This window comes from Myxacorys sp. (assembly GCF_059501405.1).
Genome location: NZ_JCACCM010000007.1, coordinates 15,971 through 33,692, shown reverse-complemented (window position 1 = coordinate 33,692; position 17,722 = coordinate 15,971). Strand labels below are relative to the sequence as shown.

General features: G+C 48.7%; 14 protein-coding genes. 4 read left to right on the top strand and 10 right to left on the bottom strand.

Annotated features, from left to right (window positions below; all coding sequences use genetic code 11):
• Positions 1-57: 57 nt before the first annotated feature.
• The gene (locus tag AC5I6P_RS00630; protein WP_495691823.1) at positions 58-1,548 is read right to left on the bottom strand and encodes an MBOAT family O-acyltransferase; all 1,491 of its coding nucleotides are present in this window, start codon (positions 1,546-1,548) and stop codon (positions 58-60) included.
• Positions 1,549-2,152: 604 nt separating this feature from the next.
• Entirely contained in the window at positions 2,153-2,404 is a 252-nt protein-coding gene (locus AC5I6P_RS00625) for a hypothetical protein (protein WP_495691822.1), read from the bottom strand.
• Positions 2,405-2,460: 56 nt separating this feature from the next.
• Here AC5I6P_RS00625 and rlmD point away from each other — a divergent pair, with 56 nt between their 5' ends.
• Positions 2,461-3,861 carry a 23S rRNA (uracil(1939)-C(5))-methyltransferase RlmD gene (gene rlmD, locus AC5I6P_RS00620; protein ID WP_495691821.1) on the top strand — a complete coding sequence of 467 codons (1,401 nt, stop codon included), beginning with the start codon at positions 2,461-2,463 and terminating at the stop codon, positions 3,859-3,861.
• Entirely contained in the window at positions 3,862-4,905 is a 1,044-nt protein-coding gene (lpxD, locus tag AC5I6P_RS00615; protein WP_495691820.1) for a UDP-3-O-(3-hydroxymyristoyl)glucosamine N-acyltransferase, read from the top strand. It abuts the gene before it with no gap.
• A gap of 94 nt (positions 4,906-4,999) precedes the next feature.
• Here lpxD and AC5I6P_RS00610 read toward each other — a convergent pair whose 3' ends face one another.
• The 6 genes from AC5I6P_RS00610 to psbZ form a co-directional block, all read right to left on the bottom strand.
• Positions 5,000-6,547, bottom strand: a complete 1,548-nt coding sequence (locus AC5I6P_RS00610; protein WP_495691819.1) for a glycosyltransferase family protein — start codon at positions 6,545-6,547, stop codon at positions 5,000-5,002.
• A gap of 569 nt (positions 6,548-7,116) precedes the next feature.
• The gene (locus AC5I6P_RS00605; protein WP_495691818.1) at positions 7,117-7,959 is read right to left on the bottom strand and encodes a thermonuclease family protein; all 843 of its coding nucleotides are present in this window, start codon (positions 7,957-7,959) and stop codon (positions 7,117-7,119) included.
• A 210-nt stretch (positions 7,960-8,169) separates the two neighbouring features.
• On the bottom strand, positions 8,170-9,252 hold the full coding sequence (gene dusB / locus AC5I6P_RS00600) for a tRNA dihydrouridine synthase DusB (protein ID WP_495691817.1): 1,083 nt from the start codon (positions 9,250-9,252) through the stop codon (positions 8,170-8,172).
• A 71-nt stretch (positions 9,253-9,323) separates the two neighbouring features.
• Positions 9,324-10,340, bottom strand: coding sequence for a sulfate/molybdate ABC transporter ATP-binding protein (locus AC5I6P_RS00595; RefSeq protein ID WP_495691816.1), 1,017 nt, complete (start codon positions 10,338-10,340; stop codon positions 9,324-9,326).
• Positions 10,341-10,682: 342 nt separating this feature from the next.
• On the bottom strand, positions 10,683-11,315 hold the full coding sequence (gene ribH, locus AC5I6P_RS00590) for a 6,7-dimethyl-8-ribityllumazine synthase (RefSeq protein ID WP_495691815.1): 633 nt from the start codon (positions 11,313-11,315) through the stop codon (positions 10,683-10,685).
• Between the two features lie 286 nt (positions 11,316-11,601).
• Positions 11,602-11,790: a photosystem II reaction center protein PsbZ gene (gene psbZ / locus AC5I6P_RS00585; RefSeq protein ID WP_495691814.1), complete on the bottom strand. Its 189-nt coding sequence runs from the start codon at positions 11,788-11,790 to the stop codon at positions 11,602-11,604.
• Between the two features lie 85 nt (positions 11,791-11,875).
• Here psbZ and AC5I6P_RS00580 point away from each other — a divergent pair, with 85 nt between their 5' ends.
• The gene (locus AC5I6P_RS00580) at positions 11,876-14,623 is read left to right on the top strand and encodes a CBS domain-containing protein (protein ID WP_495691813.1); all 2,748 of its coding nucleotides are present in this window, start codon (positions 11,876-11,878) and stop codon (positions 14,621-14,623) included.
• Positions 14,624-14,676: 53 nt separating this feature from the next.
• Positions 14,677-15,321 (top strand): bifunctional phosphoribosyl-AMP cyclohydrolase/phosphoribosyl-ATP diphosphatase HisIE, encoded by a 645-nt coding sequence (gene hisIE / locus AC5I6P_RS00575; protein ID WP_495691812.1) that lies wholly within the window; start codon positions 14,677-14,679, stop codon positions 15,319-15,321.
• A 22-nt stretch (positions 15,322-15,343) separates the two neighbouring features.
• Here hisIE and treS read toward each other — a convergent pair whose 3' ends face one another.
• Together treS and AC5I6P_RS00565 are read right to left on the bottom strand one after the other, a co-directional pair.
• Complete coding sequence (treS, locus tag AC5I6P_RS00570; RefSeq protein WP_495691811.1) at positions 15,344-16,981, bottom strand: maltose alpha-D-glucosyltransferase; 1,638 nt, start codon at positions 16,979-16,981, stop codon at positions 15,344-15,346.
• A gap of 296 nt (positions 16,982-17,277) precedes the next feature.
• A complete protein-coding gene (locus AC5I6P_RS00565) occupies positions 17,278-17,625 on the bottom strand; it encodes a hypothetical protein (RefSeq protein WP_495691810.1) in 348 nt (115 codons plus the stop codon).
• Positions 17,626-17,722: the final 97 nt, after the last annotated feature.

The following is a 17,722-nucleotide window of genomic DNA, read 5'->3' as shown; positions in this document are numbered from 1 at the left end:
CTTCCATGATGCAGGAAGAAAGGAAATCGATCCGGGAAATTTTTGCAAAGATCGGCATCAGAAATCAAAGTAGATGTATCTGGAGCCGCCTTCAGGCGCAAGTTGCCAAACCGCATATAGGCAAACCGGAATCAGTAGCAGCTTGAGGTGCCAAGTCAACTGAACTTTGAGACCCCGTTGGAAGATGTACGCAATTAGCATACCCAGCGCGATCGCACCCAGCGCGATCGCAATTTGCGGAAACGTTAGCCCGATTGCCTCTCCATATACTTTCTGAGCAAATTGAATATCGGCGGTCTGTCCCCACAAGCGCTGTACAACAAACCAGGCTTCCTGCACATTGGGCAACCGGAAAAAGATCCACGAGCCAAACACCATCGTTTGAGTCAGCACCCAAGCCAGCAAAATCCCAGGTAAACTTTGCCAAAATCGCTCTAACCAACCGCTCCACTTCGACACTGCTTCTGTGAGACGATGCACTGCCAGCGCCAATCCATGCAACCCCCCCCACACGACAAACCCCCAAGCTGCGCCGTGCCAAATTCCCGCAATCAGCATCACAAGGACAAGGTTGATACACGTCCGGATCAAGCCTTGGCGCGACCCTCCAAGCGGAAAGTAGAGGTAATTTCGTAACCATTCTCCGAGCGTCATGTGCCAGCGTCGCCAAAAGTCTGCAATGCTAGTGGTGAGGTAAGGAAAATCGAAATTTTCTGGTAACTCGATGCCCAGCAGTAGAGCGCTGCCCCGTGCAACATCTACATAACCGCTAAAGTCCAGGTAAAGCTGGAGCCCGTAAGCGAAAGTCACCAACCACAAATCTGCACTGCCTGCGCGTTGAACGTTATCAAAACTGAGATTCACCAATACATTTAAGCGATCGGCAATCAATCCTTTTTTGACCGCACCCGACGCAATGAGCCACAGTCCTTCTGTGACCTGTGCAACTTGAAGCGATTTAACCGTTTCTAACTGGCTGTTAAAGGGGTGATAGCGTACGATCGGTCCTGAGATCAGCTTGGCAAAGAAGAGCTTATAGGCTGAAAAGCTCAAAAAATTTTGAGCTGCCGGTGCGCCGCGATACACATCGACTAAATAGGCAATACATTCAAACGTGAAAAAGCTTAAGCCTAGGGGCGCAATCAGGTGAATGTCTGTCCAGTTGGCACTTTGTTGCAGGGCATCTCCGTCCCAAAAGGGCGCGATCGTTCCCAAAATGAACGGCACATACTTAAACCCCAACAGCAGCAAAATGTTGAGAAAAATTCCGATCCACAACAGTTTGAAGCGTTTTTTATTCCAATCGGCTTGAGCAAACTGCCAATCATCGTTTCTCCAGTTTGCTGGCGCTCCGAGCGCTCGCCCCAACACAAAATTGATCAGCGTCGCGACTAATAGCAGGGGAATAAATTGTGCTTGCAGCGATGAATAAAAAATTAAACTGCTTAGAAAAAGCAGCCACGAGCGTAACCACGGTTGTCGGACTGACCAAAAAATTCCAATGACACACAGTAGAAAAACACCGTAGAGGGGGGAGAGGAACTGCATAGGTTAGAGAAATTTTGCCAGTAGAATCAGTAAAAGATCAGCCGTTACGCACGCACTAGTTTACTGGCTAATTTGATTACGATCGCAGATTTCTCGTCTGATTCTGAAATTAAACTGTAAAAAAGCAGCCCGAAAGCTGCTGTAAAAGATACATTTAGGGGTTTCCCTAGAAGCAAACTAAGCCTTCTTGAACCTAATCTTGAAGGTTTATCGCAACGTAATTCAGGACTCCAGCCCACACTGGTATTCCCCAGTCTGCCGTCTGAAAATTAGATGTTGAACTCAGGATGGACACTCTAATAACCGTCCTGCCAATAACGGAGCAGCAAAGGGAGTATTCCATAATGGACGCAAGCGTTTAACTGTCCCTATGCCCACACCTTAATTTGGTTGTGGGCAGTTTTATTTTAGGCAGTTGTCTCTGTTCTTGTCTCTAGGTAGCTGAAAGCAGTTTTACGCGAGCAAAGGAGCCGTTTGACTGGCAGCTCAAGCCCAAAAAACCGCGCCAGGGCTGCTGAGTACGTTTGATAATTTAACCTCAGCAGCACCCGCCGAGTTGTGCTGTAGGAGGGCAGGCGTTGCTTGAGTGGATCGAAGAGTTCAATCAGAATGACGCAATGAAATGCCCAAAATCCGTCAGTTCACCCACTAAAACAACAGTCTGATTCAGCGTTCCATCGATGAAAGATTGCGGATAGCCTGTCGCCATTGCCCATCCTCGCGTGGTGTAGTCTGGTTTCGTGTAGCCGCACAACCGATTCGCAATTTCATGCGTCGATTGATCGGGATTGGCTTGCTCGCTCGTCTCAATCTCGATCGTCTCAATAAATTTCAGAATAGACTCTAACTCAGCCATAGTGCGAATAGACAAGCGACAATGGAATCTGTTCATTTTATTCAACGGGATCTCCTGTGACTCAAAATTTAGAATTCCATCCCGCCGAGTCCCCAGCAGATCGGTGGCGACAAGGAGAATTGGTTGAAATAACCATCACCGATCTGAGCGACAGTGGGGATGGAGTAGGGCGCTCTGGCGAGCGTGTGGTGTTTGTGCCTGACACCGTGACCGGCGATCGCGTAGTGGTGCGGTTGCTGCGCGTGAAGCCGCAATACGCTCAAGGCAAGCTGCACGACATTATCGAAGCGTCTCCGCATCGGATTCGTCCGAGTTGCATCGTGGCGGACAAATGCGGCGGCTGTCAGTGGCAGCACGTAGACTACGACTATCAGCGCGTGGCCAAGCGCAATCAAATCATTCAGGCACTAGAGCGAATTGGCGGATTTAGTCAGCCTCCAGTCGGTGAAGTGTTGCAGGCTGAATCGTTGGGATATCGCAACAAGGTGACGTATCCCCTATCGCGATCTCAATCGGGTCAACTTCAGGCGGGCTACTACCAGAAAGGAACGCATCAGATTGTTAACTTGAATCAATGCCCAATTCAGGATCAGCGATTGAATCCGCTGTTGGCAGAGGTCAAGCAAGACCTCTACGATCGCGGCTGGGGCATCTATGACGAGAAACTGCATCGCGGCAAGTTGCGTCATCTCGGGTTGCGGATTGGGCGTCGAACCGGAGAAATGCTGCTAATTTTGGTGGCAACCGATACGAACCTAGCCGGACTCGAAGAGCAAGCGCAGCAATGGTTAGAGCGCTATCCCGATTTGGTCGGCGTCTCACTCAATGTCAACCGCGATCGCACCAACGCCATTTTTGGATCAGACACTCACATCATCGCGGGACGATCTTACTTAGAAGAAAAATTTTCAGATTTAACCTTTCAGATTCGGGCTGACACGTTCTTCCAAGTTCACACCGAATCGGCAGAAGCCTTGTTTCAAGTGATTGTCGATGAGTTGAACTTGCAGGGAACAGAGATCGTAGCGGATTTGTACTGCGGAGTAGGGACGTTGACGCTGCCGATCGCGCGAAAAGTCAAGTACGCTGTTGGGCTTGAAATCCAGCCAGAAGCAATCGACCAAGCCAAAGCAAACGCTCGTCTTAATCACATCGAAAACGTTAAGTTTCACATTGGCCCGGTTGAACGAGTTTTTTCTACTTTAGATGTCGATCCAGACATTGTTCTCCTCGACCCACCGAGAAAGGGATGTGATGCTTCTATCATCGAGACGCTGCGAGATACGAAACCTAAGCGGATCGTTTACGTCAGTTGTAATCCAGCGACCTTAGCGCGAGATTTAAAACTCTTATGTGCTGATGCACAATATCAGCTCATGAGAGTTCAACCAGCAGATTTCTTTCCACAAACCGCGCATGTCGAGTGTGCTGCATTCTTGGAGATTAGAGAGGGTTGAATGAAATTTAGCGACCTCGTTCATAAATTGGGCAACGCAGCTACGAATAGTAGTCTCAGCATAAATGACAACGATCCAGATATCGCTGGAGTTGCCGCGATCGACAAAGCAATACTCCACCAATTGAGCTATGCTGAAGTCGGAAAATATGCGGCTAAAGTTGCAACGACTGGAGCGAGTGCGTTAATTTTGCCTGCGAATCCAACCCTCCAGACGAACGCGACAGAACGAGGGATTGCTTGGGTTGAAGTTGGCAATCCAAGACTGGCCTTTGCCCAAGCGATCGCGCTGTTCTATCAACCCTTCAAACCTGCTCGCAGCGTCCATCCTACCGCCGTCATTGATCCATCCGCCCAGCTTGGTCAAAACGTTGCGATTGGCGCTCATGTTGTAATTGGCGCCAGCGTTAAGCTGGGCAATGATGTGATCATTCATCCCAATGTAGTGATTTATCCAGAGTCGCAAATCGGCGATCGCACAGTATTACATGCAAACTGTTCCATTCAAGAACGGACTCAAATCGGTGCAGACTGTATGATTCACTGCGGTGCGGTGATTGGTTCTGAAGGGTTTGGGTTTGTGCCTACTCGCGAGGGCTGGCTCAAGATGGAGCAATCGGGTTACACCGTGTTAGAAGATGGGGTTGAAGTTGGGGCAAATTCAAACATCGATCGCCCTGCCGTGGGTGAAACCCGCGTCGGTCGCAATACTAAAATTGATAACTTAGTGCAGATTGGTCACGGCTGTCAGATTGGTCATGGATGCGCCTTTGCGGCTCATGTCGGACTCGCTGGCGGAACCACAATCGGCAACCGTGTGATTCTGGCGGGACAGGTGGGGGTAGGGAATGAAATCACCATTGGGGACGGCGCGATCGTATCTGCAAAAGCAGGTGTCACACAAGACGTTCCGGCGGGTCGAACCGTATCGGGCTATCCTGCGGTAGATCACAAAGTTTTTCTGAAATCGTCCATCCTTTACAGTCGATTGTCTGAAATGTATCAGGCGATCAAGAAATTGCAAAAACGGCTTGATGAAAAATGATCTCTTGATGAAAGGACTACTTTCAAGACACACATATAGCCAAGCAGCTTCGTGTTGTTGTCATGCAAACGAAGGTTCTGTCACTTAGCCACTATTAAGATATTGGTCGTTCTCTGCTACAGATTCTTATGCTCTCTAGATTCTTGCATGAGTACTGGGTTTGAATTATATTTTCCCCTTCCGTCACAAAATCATTCCAATTCTTTAGCAGAATTTGTTTTTGAGACTCCCTTGGCCAAAAGTTAGGTGCTTCCTCCAAACGCACAAATTTCCTATCAACAACAAGTGTCGGTGCCGTTTTGGCACAGTCAAGAATATGCCTAAGCTTTTCAGGAGAGTACCAAGGATACTGATGAAAGTCCGGGCACATAAGTTTGTCATTGGCTGCTCCATAGGGCATTACATTGGTGTTCTGACCAAGGCTCGCAAATCCTGTTCCGTTTGGGTATATAGATCTAAACGCCTTCAATTCAACTGAGGGTTGAGCCAAGGATGCAATCCTTGGGATTATTTGCATTGGGTTGTCAGCATAATGGCTAGTAACACGTAGTGTCCCACTAAGCAGGATAGCTGAAACTAATATTACAATTCCGAATAATGAACCAGCAAAGATCCTCTTTGAATTTATGCTTATTGCTATGCAGATAAGCAGAAGAGTTTGCGAGAAGTATATCAGCGACAGGTGATGCTCCCATATGCCTGTCAACCCTAATATGACTATTGAAATGAGGCATGTTGCGAGTGTACCAATCAAAAAAGCCTTAATCTTCTTTTCAATCGTGGATTGAATTGCTATGTATCCAGTGAAACCCATGCTTGCGATTAACGAAAATAGTAAAAGCCGTGACTTCCGGGAGCTTAAAAACATCGTGCGAAGATGTGAAGCAAAAGAGTTGACCAAGGAGCTGTTGTCTGTTAGCAGACCTTGAGAATAGAAGAAGTTATTTTGCTGAGTTTGCAGATAGCCAAGTAATTCTTGCCTGGTGAGAAGTATTACGATGATTAGCGCAGAAACAGACGTGAATCCTGTAATTAAGCGCTTGAGATTTTCGCGGCTAACTTGTTTATCCCATAGAATAAGCTCATAGGTAAGGCAGAAGACAGCCGGCAGAGGAAACGCGATTAATTTCGTGAAGGCCACCAATCCTATGCATCCACCGGCAAGTAGCATCTTTTTTCTAAGAAAGAAAGAGCATGCCAATAAGCTGAGCGCTATACCAGGCAGGGTAGTATATCCTGGAAGCCAGAAAGCCCCCGTTACAAGCAAAGGTACTGCAATCAGCAAAATTCTTTTACGCATCGTGTCAGTGCACTCAATAATGCACGAGATGTCGTATGCGGATACTGTTGCTATAACTACCATTAGCAACTCAAATAGGTATTCACCTATCCCTCCAAGCACTCGCTGCATTGACACAGCGTAAAAAAACAACGGATCTTTATTGTCGTAAACATCTATGTAGAGATGATTTGCTAAAAGTAGATACTCAGCTACAGAAACAAAAACTGCCCTGTCGCTTGTGGGGCTTGGGACTAGCCTAGCTGTAAAGCACAAAGTGAACAAAGTTGCTATCAGTATTCCGAGGGCAAAATAATGCTTTGAAACCCTTCTTTTGGCATCAGTAATAGATGTCTTAGTCATGCTGGTAGTGGTGAAATAATAGTTCTATCGCCAAATTTTAATGATTTCAGCGTTGATTGTCAGCTTCCAGACCTACTACTACTAACTCCGTTGTCATTTTCATTGGTCGTACTTTGAGGAGATTTTGGATAGGCCAATATCTGGGCAATTTTAGGCAGTAATCGTGCCGTCATCACAGAGAGTTGAGTAGTGAGAATCGGATTTAATCACCTTGGGTTCGAGCAATTGTTGAGCTGTAGGATTGGACAAGAAAATCTATCAGATAGGGCGCAAATAAGCAAAAAACGCGAGATATTTAGAAGCCCTAGTCTCCCGTTTATAAGGTTCAAAACAATAGGTTTCTTGCAGATTAACGAGGATTGACAGATTGAATCGCTTGACCTGATTAGCTAGGATTAAAGAACACTATCAGCTTTGCTATGAATGACTAGGAATCGATTGTTTCAAGCTGTTTGAAATCTAATATGAAGAGGTCTAAAGATGATTTTCTGCAAGTTGGGCTGGATGAATCGGGATTGTGGGGCATTGTCGATCGCTTGACAATGCCCTCAGTCCTACGACCAGTGCTTCTAAAAGATGGATGTCGTCATACTTGCAAGCACCCGCTCAATCCGAACATCCGATTCAAATACCATCTCCTCTGGTTTATATAGCATCGTCAGCTTATTTCCATCCACTTTCAGCGCCGTGGAAAGCTTGATTGAGCGTTGATCTGGAATCGTAAAGAGTCGGTCTTTACCTCGTGATAGCGCCGCCACAAACTGCTTCAATGTTTTGTCGCGGTTAGAAGGACGTTGATAAAACGATTCCAGCCGCCGCCACAACTTCGGAAAAATGGGTGGTAATTCTGCCAAATTAGGAGGAATGTCAATCTCAACGCCTTGATCGGAGCGATCCGCCTTCCAAATTCCTGCCTTCTCTGCCCGTGCCTTCTCCGTTGCCGCGACCATCACATCGCGCAATTCTTTATAAAGAGTCTCGTAAAACATGGGGTAAACATGTCCTTCTTGCAGAAGCTTGTAGTTAATGCTTTCCCGCAGCATATCTGCGTTTAGCTCCTCTCCTCGGTCAGAATTGTCCCATTTTGGAGGTTTGCCAACGAAGACAAAGCAAACCGGGCGTCCATTGCCATCAACATTGCCAGAAAGGATGTATCCTGGCCGTCCGGCTTTCTCTCCTCCAAGTAGGTCGATATTCCGTTTGGTTGCGTTTGAAGAAAAAGTTTTTTTCGCCGCTTTTTCAAGCGCATCAATGCCTTCGTAGCGTAGCTGCACTTGCCCTTCGCTCTTGAATTCGGCTCTTCCACCTAACTTGTCGAATAGTGTGTCGTCATCTGCCTTGAAACGGACTGAATCTCCATCGGGTATTCCACTCGTTGGCTCAAACGTACCTTGAATGAGTGTAAACGGCATAATATCTCGTTCCTCATCGCTAAAGAGTTAATAGCTTCACAGTCAGTTCAAGAGTACAGACACAGCGATCGCGATTTATTACAATGCTAAATCAGTATGACTGAGCTTAAAGCAACTGCTTGATCCTGATAGATTCACTACAAATTCACACAAGCGTGACAGAAGATCCGACATAACGAAAGTGCTATACAACACATTGCATTTATCGTTTTATAACGCTACGAGTTCGGGTTCTGCTTCAACTTGCCACCCAGATTGATTGAGACGAGTAATCGCGGTATCAATCAAGTCCAACCCTTGATGAACATTCTCAATTACGCTCAACTGTCCGCGCAAATCTGCCGCGCCCATAAAGCCTTTGGAATACCACGTCATGTGTTTGCGAGCTTGCCGGACGCCGCGATCGCCCTTATATTCCCATAGCATTTGCAAATGCTCACGGGCGCACTCTAGCCGCTCAACTGGCGTGAGGGGAGGTTTTTCCTCTCCTGTTTTGAGAAAGTGATCAATCTCGCCCACCAAAAACGGATAGCCCAGCGTGCCCCGTGAACACATGATGCCATCCGCTCCGGTTAGCTCTAGACATCGCACCGCCGACTCGACTGAGAAGATGTCACCGTTACCAATGACCGGAATTGAGAGAACTTCTTTGACTTTGGCGATCCATTCCCACTTGGCAGAGCCGTTATAACCTTGGGCGCGAGTCCGCCCATGCACGGTGATCATTTTCGCGCCTGCATCCTCCATGCGGCGAGCAAAGTCAAGAATGTTGATTTCTTTTTCTGTCCAGCCGATGCGCGTTTTGACGGTCACCGGAACTTCAACGGCTTCAACCACCGATCGCACAATTTCTGCGGCTAATTCGGGTTGCCTTAGTAATGAGGAGCCGCCGCCGTTCTTAGTAATTTTATTGACCGGACAACCCATGTTGATATCGACCGTATCGGCTCCTTCGGCGACCGCTTTCTGGGCGGCTTCTGCCAAAAAATCAGGACGGCAATCAAATAGCTGAATGCTAATGGGACGCTCATTCGGATCGACTTCCATAATGATTGGAAGCTGCTTGACGTAATGCAATCCAGTTGCGTTCACCATTTCGGTATACATCATCGACTCGGGCGCGTAGCGGCGCACCAACCGCCGAAACACTAAATCTGTCACTCCAGAAAGGGGCGATTGCAGCACTCGGCTGTTCACCTCAACGTGTCCTATCTTGAGAGGCTGGGAGAGACGGGCTTTAAGTTCGGGCGAGAGCGTCACCATAGCAGAGGAGGCAATATTTTCTAGACTCAATCATTCTACTCATACCGGCGTTGCGATCGCCGGATGTAGACAAGGACAACTCACGTCAATCGAGTAGTCGCTTAAATCGAGTAGTAGAGCGGGAAAGACTTTGCATCTTTGGGTTTGACGTATACCCGTTGTTGAGGCGCTAAGTTCAACTGATCGAAGCGATCGCGGGTCAAATGCGCCGTGACAATCTGACCATCATCGAGAGATAATTCTGCCTGGATCTCCCAGCCTAGATGAATCAGACGAGTGACTCTAGCAGCAACCGTGCTGCCATTGGGAGAGGTTTCGATCAGCACATCTTGAGGACGCAAGAACATCTCTGGATGGGCAGAGTCAAACCCGTTGTTCTGAAAAATATGCGACGAACTGGGCAGCACGTTAACAGGCCCGATAAAGCTCATGACAAAAGCGCTGGCGGGATGATCGTAAATATTGGCAGGCGTTCCAATTTGCTCGACTTTGCCTTTGTTCATCACCACTAGTTCATCTGAGACTTCCATCGCCTCCTCTTGGTCGTGGGTGACAAACACGGTCGTTACGTGAACTTCATCGTGCAGCCGCCGCAGCCATGCCCGCAAATCTTTACGCACCTTGGCATCGAGCGCACCAAACGGTTCGTCGAGCAAGAGAACTTGAGGCTCCACCGCCAAGGCTCGCGCTAGGGCAACTCGTTGGCGCTGTCCTCCAGAGAGTTGAGACGGGTAGCGATCGCCAAGTCCACTCAATTGCACTAGCTCCAGCAGTTCTTCAACTTTCTTCTTCACTTTGCTGGTTGGCGCTTTGCGAATCTCTAGCCCGAAGGCGATGTTTTTACGCACGGTCAAATGCTTAAACAGCGCGTAATGCTGAAACACAAATCCAATATTGCGCTCTTGTACACTGCGATCGGTGGCGTCTTCTCCTGTCAGCCAAATCTTTCCAGAATCTGGCATCTCTAAACCCGCAATCAGTCTCAATAATGTCGATTTGCCCGACCCAGACGGACCTAATAGCGCCACTAGAGAACCGCTTTTGATTTCTAGCGAGACCTGATCAAGGGCTTGAAAACTGCCAAACTGCTTAGAAACGTCTTGAACTGTGATGGCCACGGCGACCTCTTAAGGGATGAAGGATGAAGAGAGAGAAATGACTAGGATGAGAAATTTATCAGCAGGCGAAATAGCGATCAACGTCCACAACGACTCTGAACTGCTTTTCATCCCTCAAGCTAATCTCCGGTTTCTCGACAAGATTACTGTAGTTTATAGCATAGAGTGGACGAGAATGTTTGGGTGAGAAAGATTCTGCGATCCTTTGGAGCTTGGGTTGCTCTGAAGTTCCAAACAAGATTCAAAAAGACGCCCTTTTGAGACGCCTTTCTACAACCCGATCGCCTGCCGTAGCGCTTGCAAAACCGTATGGATTCCCAGCATTTGCAGCTACGAAAGAGGCTAACTAGAGGCATCTGAAGCATGTACCGTCGAAGCAGGAAGGGTGTGATGCCCGGCGGAGGAAATAGCGGGGTTGGCAGCGGCTGAATTGGCATAGTCTGGATTACTGTAGTCCGGATTGCTGTAGTCCGGATCAGCGTAGGGAGTTGGCACTGCACCTTTGACCTGACGCATCAGACTCGCCATTTCTAAAGCGCTCATGCCGTATTCCCAGCCCAAATTGCTCTTGATGCCTGCTCGTTCTAAAGCTTGCTGCATGGTGTCTGTCGTCAATACGCCAAAGACGACAGGAACGCCCGTTTGAAATCCAGCCGCTGCAATGCCTTTAGACACTTCAGCTGAGACATAATCAAAGTGAGGCGTTTGTCCTTTGATCACCGCGCCCAAACAAATAACGGCATCATACCGACCGGACATGGCAAGCTGACGCGCGACTAGAGGCAATTCAAACGCGCCGGGAACCCAGGCATAGTCGGTTTGGGTTCCTTGAGGGTTGATATCAATTCCGTGCCGTTTGAGGCAGTCTTGACAGCCCTCTAAGAGCTTTCCCGTCACCAAATCATTAAAGCGACCCACCACGATCGCAAACCGTAACCCATCCGTTTGAGCAAATGTTCCTTCAAAAATAGCCATTGTTTAATTTAAGTACCAACGTGATGCACACCGATAGCTTAAACAGATTTTCTGCCTTTGGGGGTGAGAACCTGCCTCAGAATGTCCCCTCAAACCTAGCGAGATCCGTCGGCTTTGGTAGGATTGATCCGGTTTGCTGATTTAGACCTTAACATTTAGCAAAGAAAGTTTAGAAAAACTTATCTTAGCAGGACGGAAAACAGAGAGGGGTGGGGTTGAAATATTAAGATTTCTTCCCCACGATCCTTCCGAGCTTCACGAAGCGAATTGCAATGCACACGCAAACTTACACCACGAGGTAGTTTAGAACCCCGACGGTAATCACCAAAAGAAACCAGATGCCTGACCCCAGCAGAATCAAGCGCTTCGATTGATCCCAGTTGCTTGGTGAAGCGTAGGCAACAGGAACGCCAATCACCATGACAAACGAGAAGAGAACCAGCGCAGTTAATGCAATTTGAAATACGATCGACATTTCCTTCTCCCTAAACAGCAAATTAAATCCAGTTATGGCAGTTATTGAAACTGCGTTTTCACTATCACTAAGTAACTTATCAGAAATGATGGACTTGATTCTATGTCACACCACAGCAGATTTTGATACCCTAGGTGCTGCCGTTGGGGTCAGTCGCTTGCGTCCGGGATCGCGGATTGTCCTTTCAGGAGGTGCCCATCCTGCTGTGCGTGACTTTTTAGCGCTCCACCGCGACGAATATCCCTTGATCGAGCCGCGATCGGTGAATCCAGATTTAATTCGATCGATTGCGATCGTCGATGCCCAAAGCCGCGATCGCATCGGCGCTACTGCAAAGTGGATTGATCTGCCAAACATTGACATTATTATCTACGACCATCACAAAAGCGCTGATAGTGATATTCCCGCAACAGAAGTTCATTTTGATTCAGTTGGAGCAATTACCACGCTGATTGCAGAGATTTTGCAAGCTCAATCGATTTCACTCACACCCAGCGAAGCGACGGTGATGGCACTCGGCATTCACACCGATACTGGCTCGCTGACCTACGATCACACGACGGCTAGGGATGCAGCGGCGTTAGCGTGGCTCATGACTCAAGACGCAAGTCTAAGCGCGATCGCAGAATACGTCGATCCCGGTCTTTCACCTCAACTGCAAGAGCTTTTGGGTCTGGCGCTAGAGCAGTTGCAGTCCGAAACCATTCGCGGGCAAACGATGGCCTGGGTCGTGCTTCAAACAGAGGACTATGTACCAGGACTCTCAAGCCTTGCCTCCCGAATTATGGAACTGACCGATATGGACGCCCTGTTTTTGGCGCATCACTATTGTCGGGGGGCGGCGTGCCGAGACGGTGGAAATGTGCTGGCGGTGATTGCGCGATCGCACATTGCAGGAACGGATCTCAATGCCGTTCTTAGCCCACTTGGGGGAGGCGGACATCCCAAAGCAGCAGCATTAACGCGCCGAGAAGAAGATCCGCAGCCGCTTCTCGATCAGATTTTGGCTCAATTTAGAGATCAGATTCCCCAGCCACCGACAGCGCGAGATTTGATGTCCTCGCCGGTGAGAACCATTCGACCAGAAACGACCATTGGTGAAGCCCAGCGAATTTTACTGAGGTACGGACATTCTGGTTTATCGGTTGTGGATGCTGATCGTCTAGTGGGTATGATTTCCCGTCGCGATTTAGATATTGCGTTGCATCACGGATTCTCTCATGCGCCCGTCAAGGGCTATATGACGACGAATTTGAAAACGATCGCACCCGAAACCCTGCTTCCCGAGATCGAATCGTTAATGGTCACTTACGATATCGGTCGGCTTCCCGTCTTGGAGCAGGAGCAACTCGTTGGAATTGTGACTCGAACCGATGTTTTGCGGCAATTGCACGAAGCGGGGAGCCGATCCAAACCCTCTGACCCATCGACTGGGCGCTCCTCTGCACACTCACACACGGCGCGACTCGATCTCGCCCGATTGACTCCACCTTTGCAGAAAATTCTGGCGATCGCATCTGAGCAAGCCCAACAGCGCGGATGGCATCTGTATCTCGTCGGCGGCGGTGTCCGCGATCTGTTGCTTGCCGAGCCAGATCAGCCTGTGATGCTGAATGACATTGATCTCGTTGTCGATGGCTTTCACCAGTCTGCCGATGTCGGCGCGGGAGTAGAATTAGCGCGGTCGCTGCAAGCTCTCTATCCTCAAGCGCGATTAGAGATTCACGGAAAATTTCAAACGGCAGCGCTGCTGTGGCACAACGATCCCACCTTGGATTCGCTTTGGATCGACATTGCCACTGCTCGGACGGAGTTCTATCCCTATCCTGCCGCCAATCCAGAAGTTGAGGCAAGTTCGGTTCGTCAAGATCTCTATCGTCGGGATTTCACGATCAACGCATTGGCCCTGCGGTTAACCCATCCTCGCGCGAATGAATTGCTCGATTTTTTCGGAGGCGTGTTGGATTTGCAGAAAAAGCACATTCGTGTGCTACACACGAATAGTTTTATTGAAGACCCGACCCGAATCTTTAGAGCCGTGCGATTTGCTGTGCGGCTTGGATTTGAGATCGAGACGCAAACTGAAGGATTCATTCGCTATGCGATCGCCAGTGGCATTTACACGCAATTTCAATCGAACCAATCCGAACGAGTCATTGCGCCTGCTCTGCAAACTCGCCTCAAAGCCGAACTGAAGCACATCTTGCAAGCGCCTTACTGGAAGCCCGCTCTCAAGAAACTGTCAGAGCTAGGAGCGTTAAGCTGCATTCACCCCACGTTAGAACTCGATGACGAATTGTGGTGGCAGTTGCGGCTGGTCGGTCGCTGGCTCCGTCGATTTGATCCGCAGCAGATATATATTCACTGGCAACTGCTGCTCGAAGTTCTCCTAGCGCGATTAGCCCCTGAAGAACGCGGATTTGTGGCTCAAACGCTCCAGCTGCCTCATGACAGCATCGAGCGTCTCACCGACCTCTGCCAGGTGCAAGCGCAACTGACAGAAGCACTACCTAAAGCCAATCGGCCTAGCCAAGTGGTGCAACTGCTTAAGCCCTATGATGTGCCTCTGTTAATGCTTGTAGCGGTACGAGTGCCGCGATTGGCTTCGCCAAGCTCCGAAGGATCGCACAGGCAATTAATTTGGAAATATCTCACCTGTTGGTCACGGGTAAAAGCGCCGTTGGATGGCAATGACCTCAAGCAACTGGGTTACAAACAAGGTCGGCAGTTTAAAGAAATATTGGAGCGCTTATTAATGGCAACCTTGGATGGGGATATCCACGATCGCGATACCGCCAAACGCTATTTAGCTGAGCATTTCCCCTTAGAATAATCAATGCAGCCGCCCAGTGTTAGATTTTTTGAACATTAGGTTTTTTGAATGTTATGTCTTCTGAACTGATCTCCGCGCAATCGATTCCCGTTGAAACGATTAAATATGACGATCGTGGCTTAGTGCCTGCGATCGTGCAAGACTATCTCGACGGCACCGTGTTAATGATGGCCTGGATGAATCAAGACTCGCTTCAGAAAACCTTGGAAACGGGTGAAACGTGGTTCTGGAGTCGATCGCGGCAAGAATTTTGGCACAAAGGCGCAACGTCTGGACATATCCAAAAGGTCAAAGCGATCCGCTATGACTGCGATAGCGATGCGCTGCTCGTCACTGTTGAACAGAGCGGTGATATTGCCTGCCACACCGGAGAACGCAGTTGTTTTCATCAAATTAATAGCGGGGTGACGCCGCCGCCTGCCGATACCTTGTCACAAGTGTTTTCGATCATCTGCGATCGCAGAGATACTCCGAGCGAAGGCTCTTACACCCGCAAACTGCTCGACGGCGGCGACAACAAGATTCTCAAAAAAATTGGCGAAGAAGCGGCAGAAGTGGTAATGGCCTGTAAGGATGATGACGCAGATGCGATCGCGGGAGAAGTTGCGGATTTGTTCTATCACACCCTCGTTGCGATCGCGTATCACCGTGTGGATCTGGGCGCTGTCTATCGCAAATTACAAGAGCGCAAGCGATAGGCAGATTGCGGATGGTGCGTCGTTACATCGGTTTCATAACAAACCAATAAAACCCATATGGGGAAAGATTGAGCCGATAAGGGTCATCCGTGATCGGGGGAAACTCAGTCTCCCCAAACATTTCAGTCAACGTGTAGTCTGTGAACAGTGACAGATCAAATGTTGCTGCCTGTGCCGCCGCAGAAAGATTTGCAACAACTAAAATTCTGCTCTCCTGATCCGCGCGAATAAACGATAAAACTTTGTGATTAGAAGAGGGCAAAAACTTAAAGTCGCCGCTTCCGAAGACAGAGTACTGTTTGCGAAGGTCAATAATCTGCTTCATCCACGACAAGAGCGAGTATTGATTTGCGCTCTGCACTTCAACGTTGGTCGTGACGTAATGATATTCTGCATCGACAATCACTGGGAAATACAGCTTCTGAGACGCGGCGCGGCTAAATCCAGCATTGCGATCGCTCGTCCACTGCATTGGGGTTCTGACGCCATTGCGATCGCCTAGATACACGTTGTCGCCCATACCAATTTCATCACCGTAGTAAATCACAGGCGTTCCGGGCAAGGAGAACAGCAAGCTATTGAGCAACTCAACCTGACGCCGATCGTTACTCAACAACGGAGCTAAACGCCGCCGGATGCCGACATTCACTCGCATCATCGGATCTTGAGCATAGACGTTATACATATAATCGCGATCTTCGTCCGTGACCATTTCTAGGGTCAATTCGTCGTGGTTGCGTAAAAAGATCGCCCACTGGCAGTTCTCAGGAATCGGCGGCGTGTGTTGAAGAATGTCGATAATCGGGAGACTATCTTCCATTCGCACCGACATAAACAATCGGGGCATGAGCGGAAAGTGAAAATTCATGTGGCACTCATCGCCATCGCCAAAATATTTCACCGCATCTTCTGCCCACTGATTGGCTTCTGCGAGCAGCATTCGGTCGGGGTATTTTGAATCGATGTGCGATCGCAGGGCTTTCAGGTAATCGTGCGTTTCGGGCAAGTTCTCGCAGTTCGTGCCCTCTCGCTCATAGAGGTACGGCACGGCGTCCAGCCGTAACCCATCGACTCCCAAATCCATCCAAAAATCTAAAATCTCAAATACCGCTTCTCGAACGTCGGGATTGTCGTAATTGAGATCAGGCTGATGATGGTAAAAGCGATGCCAATAAAATGCCTTGGCAATCCCATCCCATGACCAATTCGACGTTTCAAAATCTTGAAAGATAATTCGCGTGTCTGAATATTTCTCAGCCGTGTCGCTCCAGACATAAAAATTCCGTTCCGAGCTACCTTCTGGGGCACGCCGCGCCCGATCAAACCAGGGGTGCTGATCGGAGGTGTGATTGATAATTAATTCAATAATGACCCGAATGCCGCGATCGTGAGCCGCTTTTAGAAACGCTTTGAAGTCGTCGAGCGTTCCATAAATCGGATTGACGCTGGTGTAATGGGCAATGTCATAGCCATCATCTCGAAGCGGTGATGGGAAAAATGGCAGCAGCCAAAGGGCAGTCACGCCCAATTCTTCTAAATAATCAAGCTTTTGGGTTAATCCGACAAAATCGCCGATTCCGTCTCCATTGCTATCGGCAAATGCTCGAACCGATAATTCATAAATAATGGCGTTTTTGTACCACAACGGATTGGCTGTCATAAATCAAGGGGTGCGAAATTTCTTATACATTGTAGTGCCAAGCCCTACAGGAACACGGGCAAAGAGGCTAAAAACGAGGGATGAGGGAGGAAAGAGTAAGCAGAATTTATCTCTCTTTGCATAACGTTTTTGCATAACGCTATGCAGGTCGGCTTCGTCTCTTTGTCAGATCCACTGATTTACAAAAACAAGCCCTGCTCATGCCAAGACAGGGCTTATCATCACTGTGATTATTCGCTGTGTTCACTCGCTTGAAGCAGCGCCACCGCGAGGATCACGCTCGGCTCAACAGGCTGTTATTCTTTGCCTGTAGCTTGCTTCACTGCCTTCGCTGTATTCTCGATAACCTTGTCTGCGTTTGGGGTCTCTTTCTTAAAGATCTTTAAGTCTTTCTCATATTCTTTCTCTGCACCTTTCGGATCTTTGATCGCTTGCACAGCTTTGTCATATGCCTCTTCGCGGGAGCCGTACTTTTGGCTATCCGGGCTAATCACTTCTTGCTGTCCGCTCACATCCTTAACGCTCGGCGCTGCGATCGCGTCAGTTGCGATCGCGCTCATGCCAACCCAGCTTAGCAATCCCACAAATGCAACAACCAGGCCGCGCAATAAGCTTTGGCGCAATGATGATAGTAAACCTTTCATATAGAAATTCCTCCATGAACATAATGCGATCGCGATGCAATTACGCAAACCGCAACCGCAGCCATCTTAGGGGATCGCTTTAAGAGAATCCTTCTAT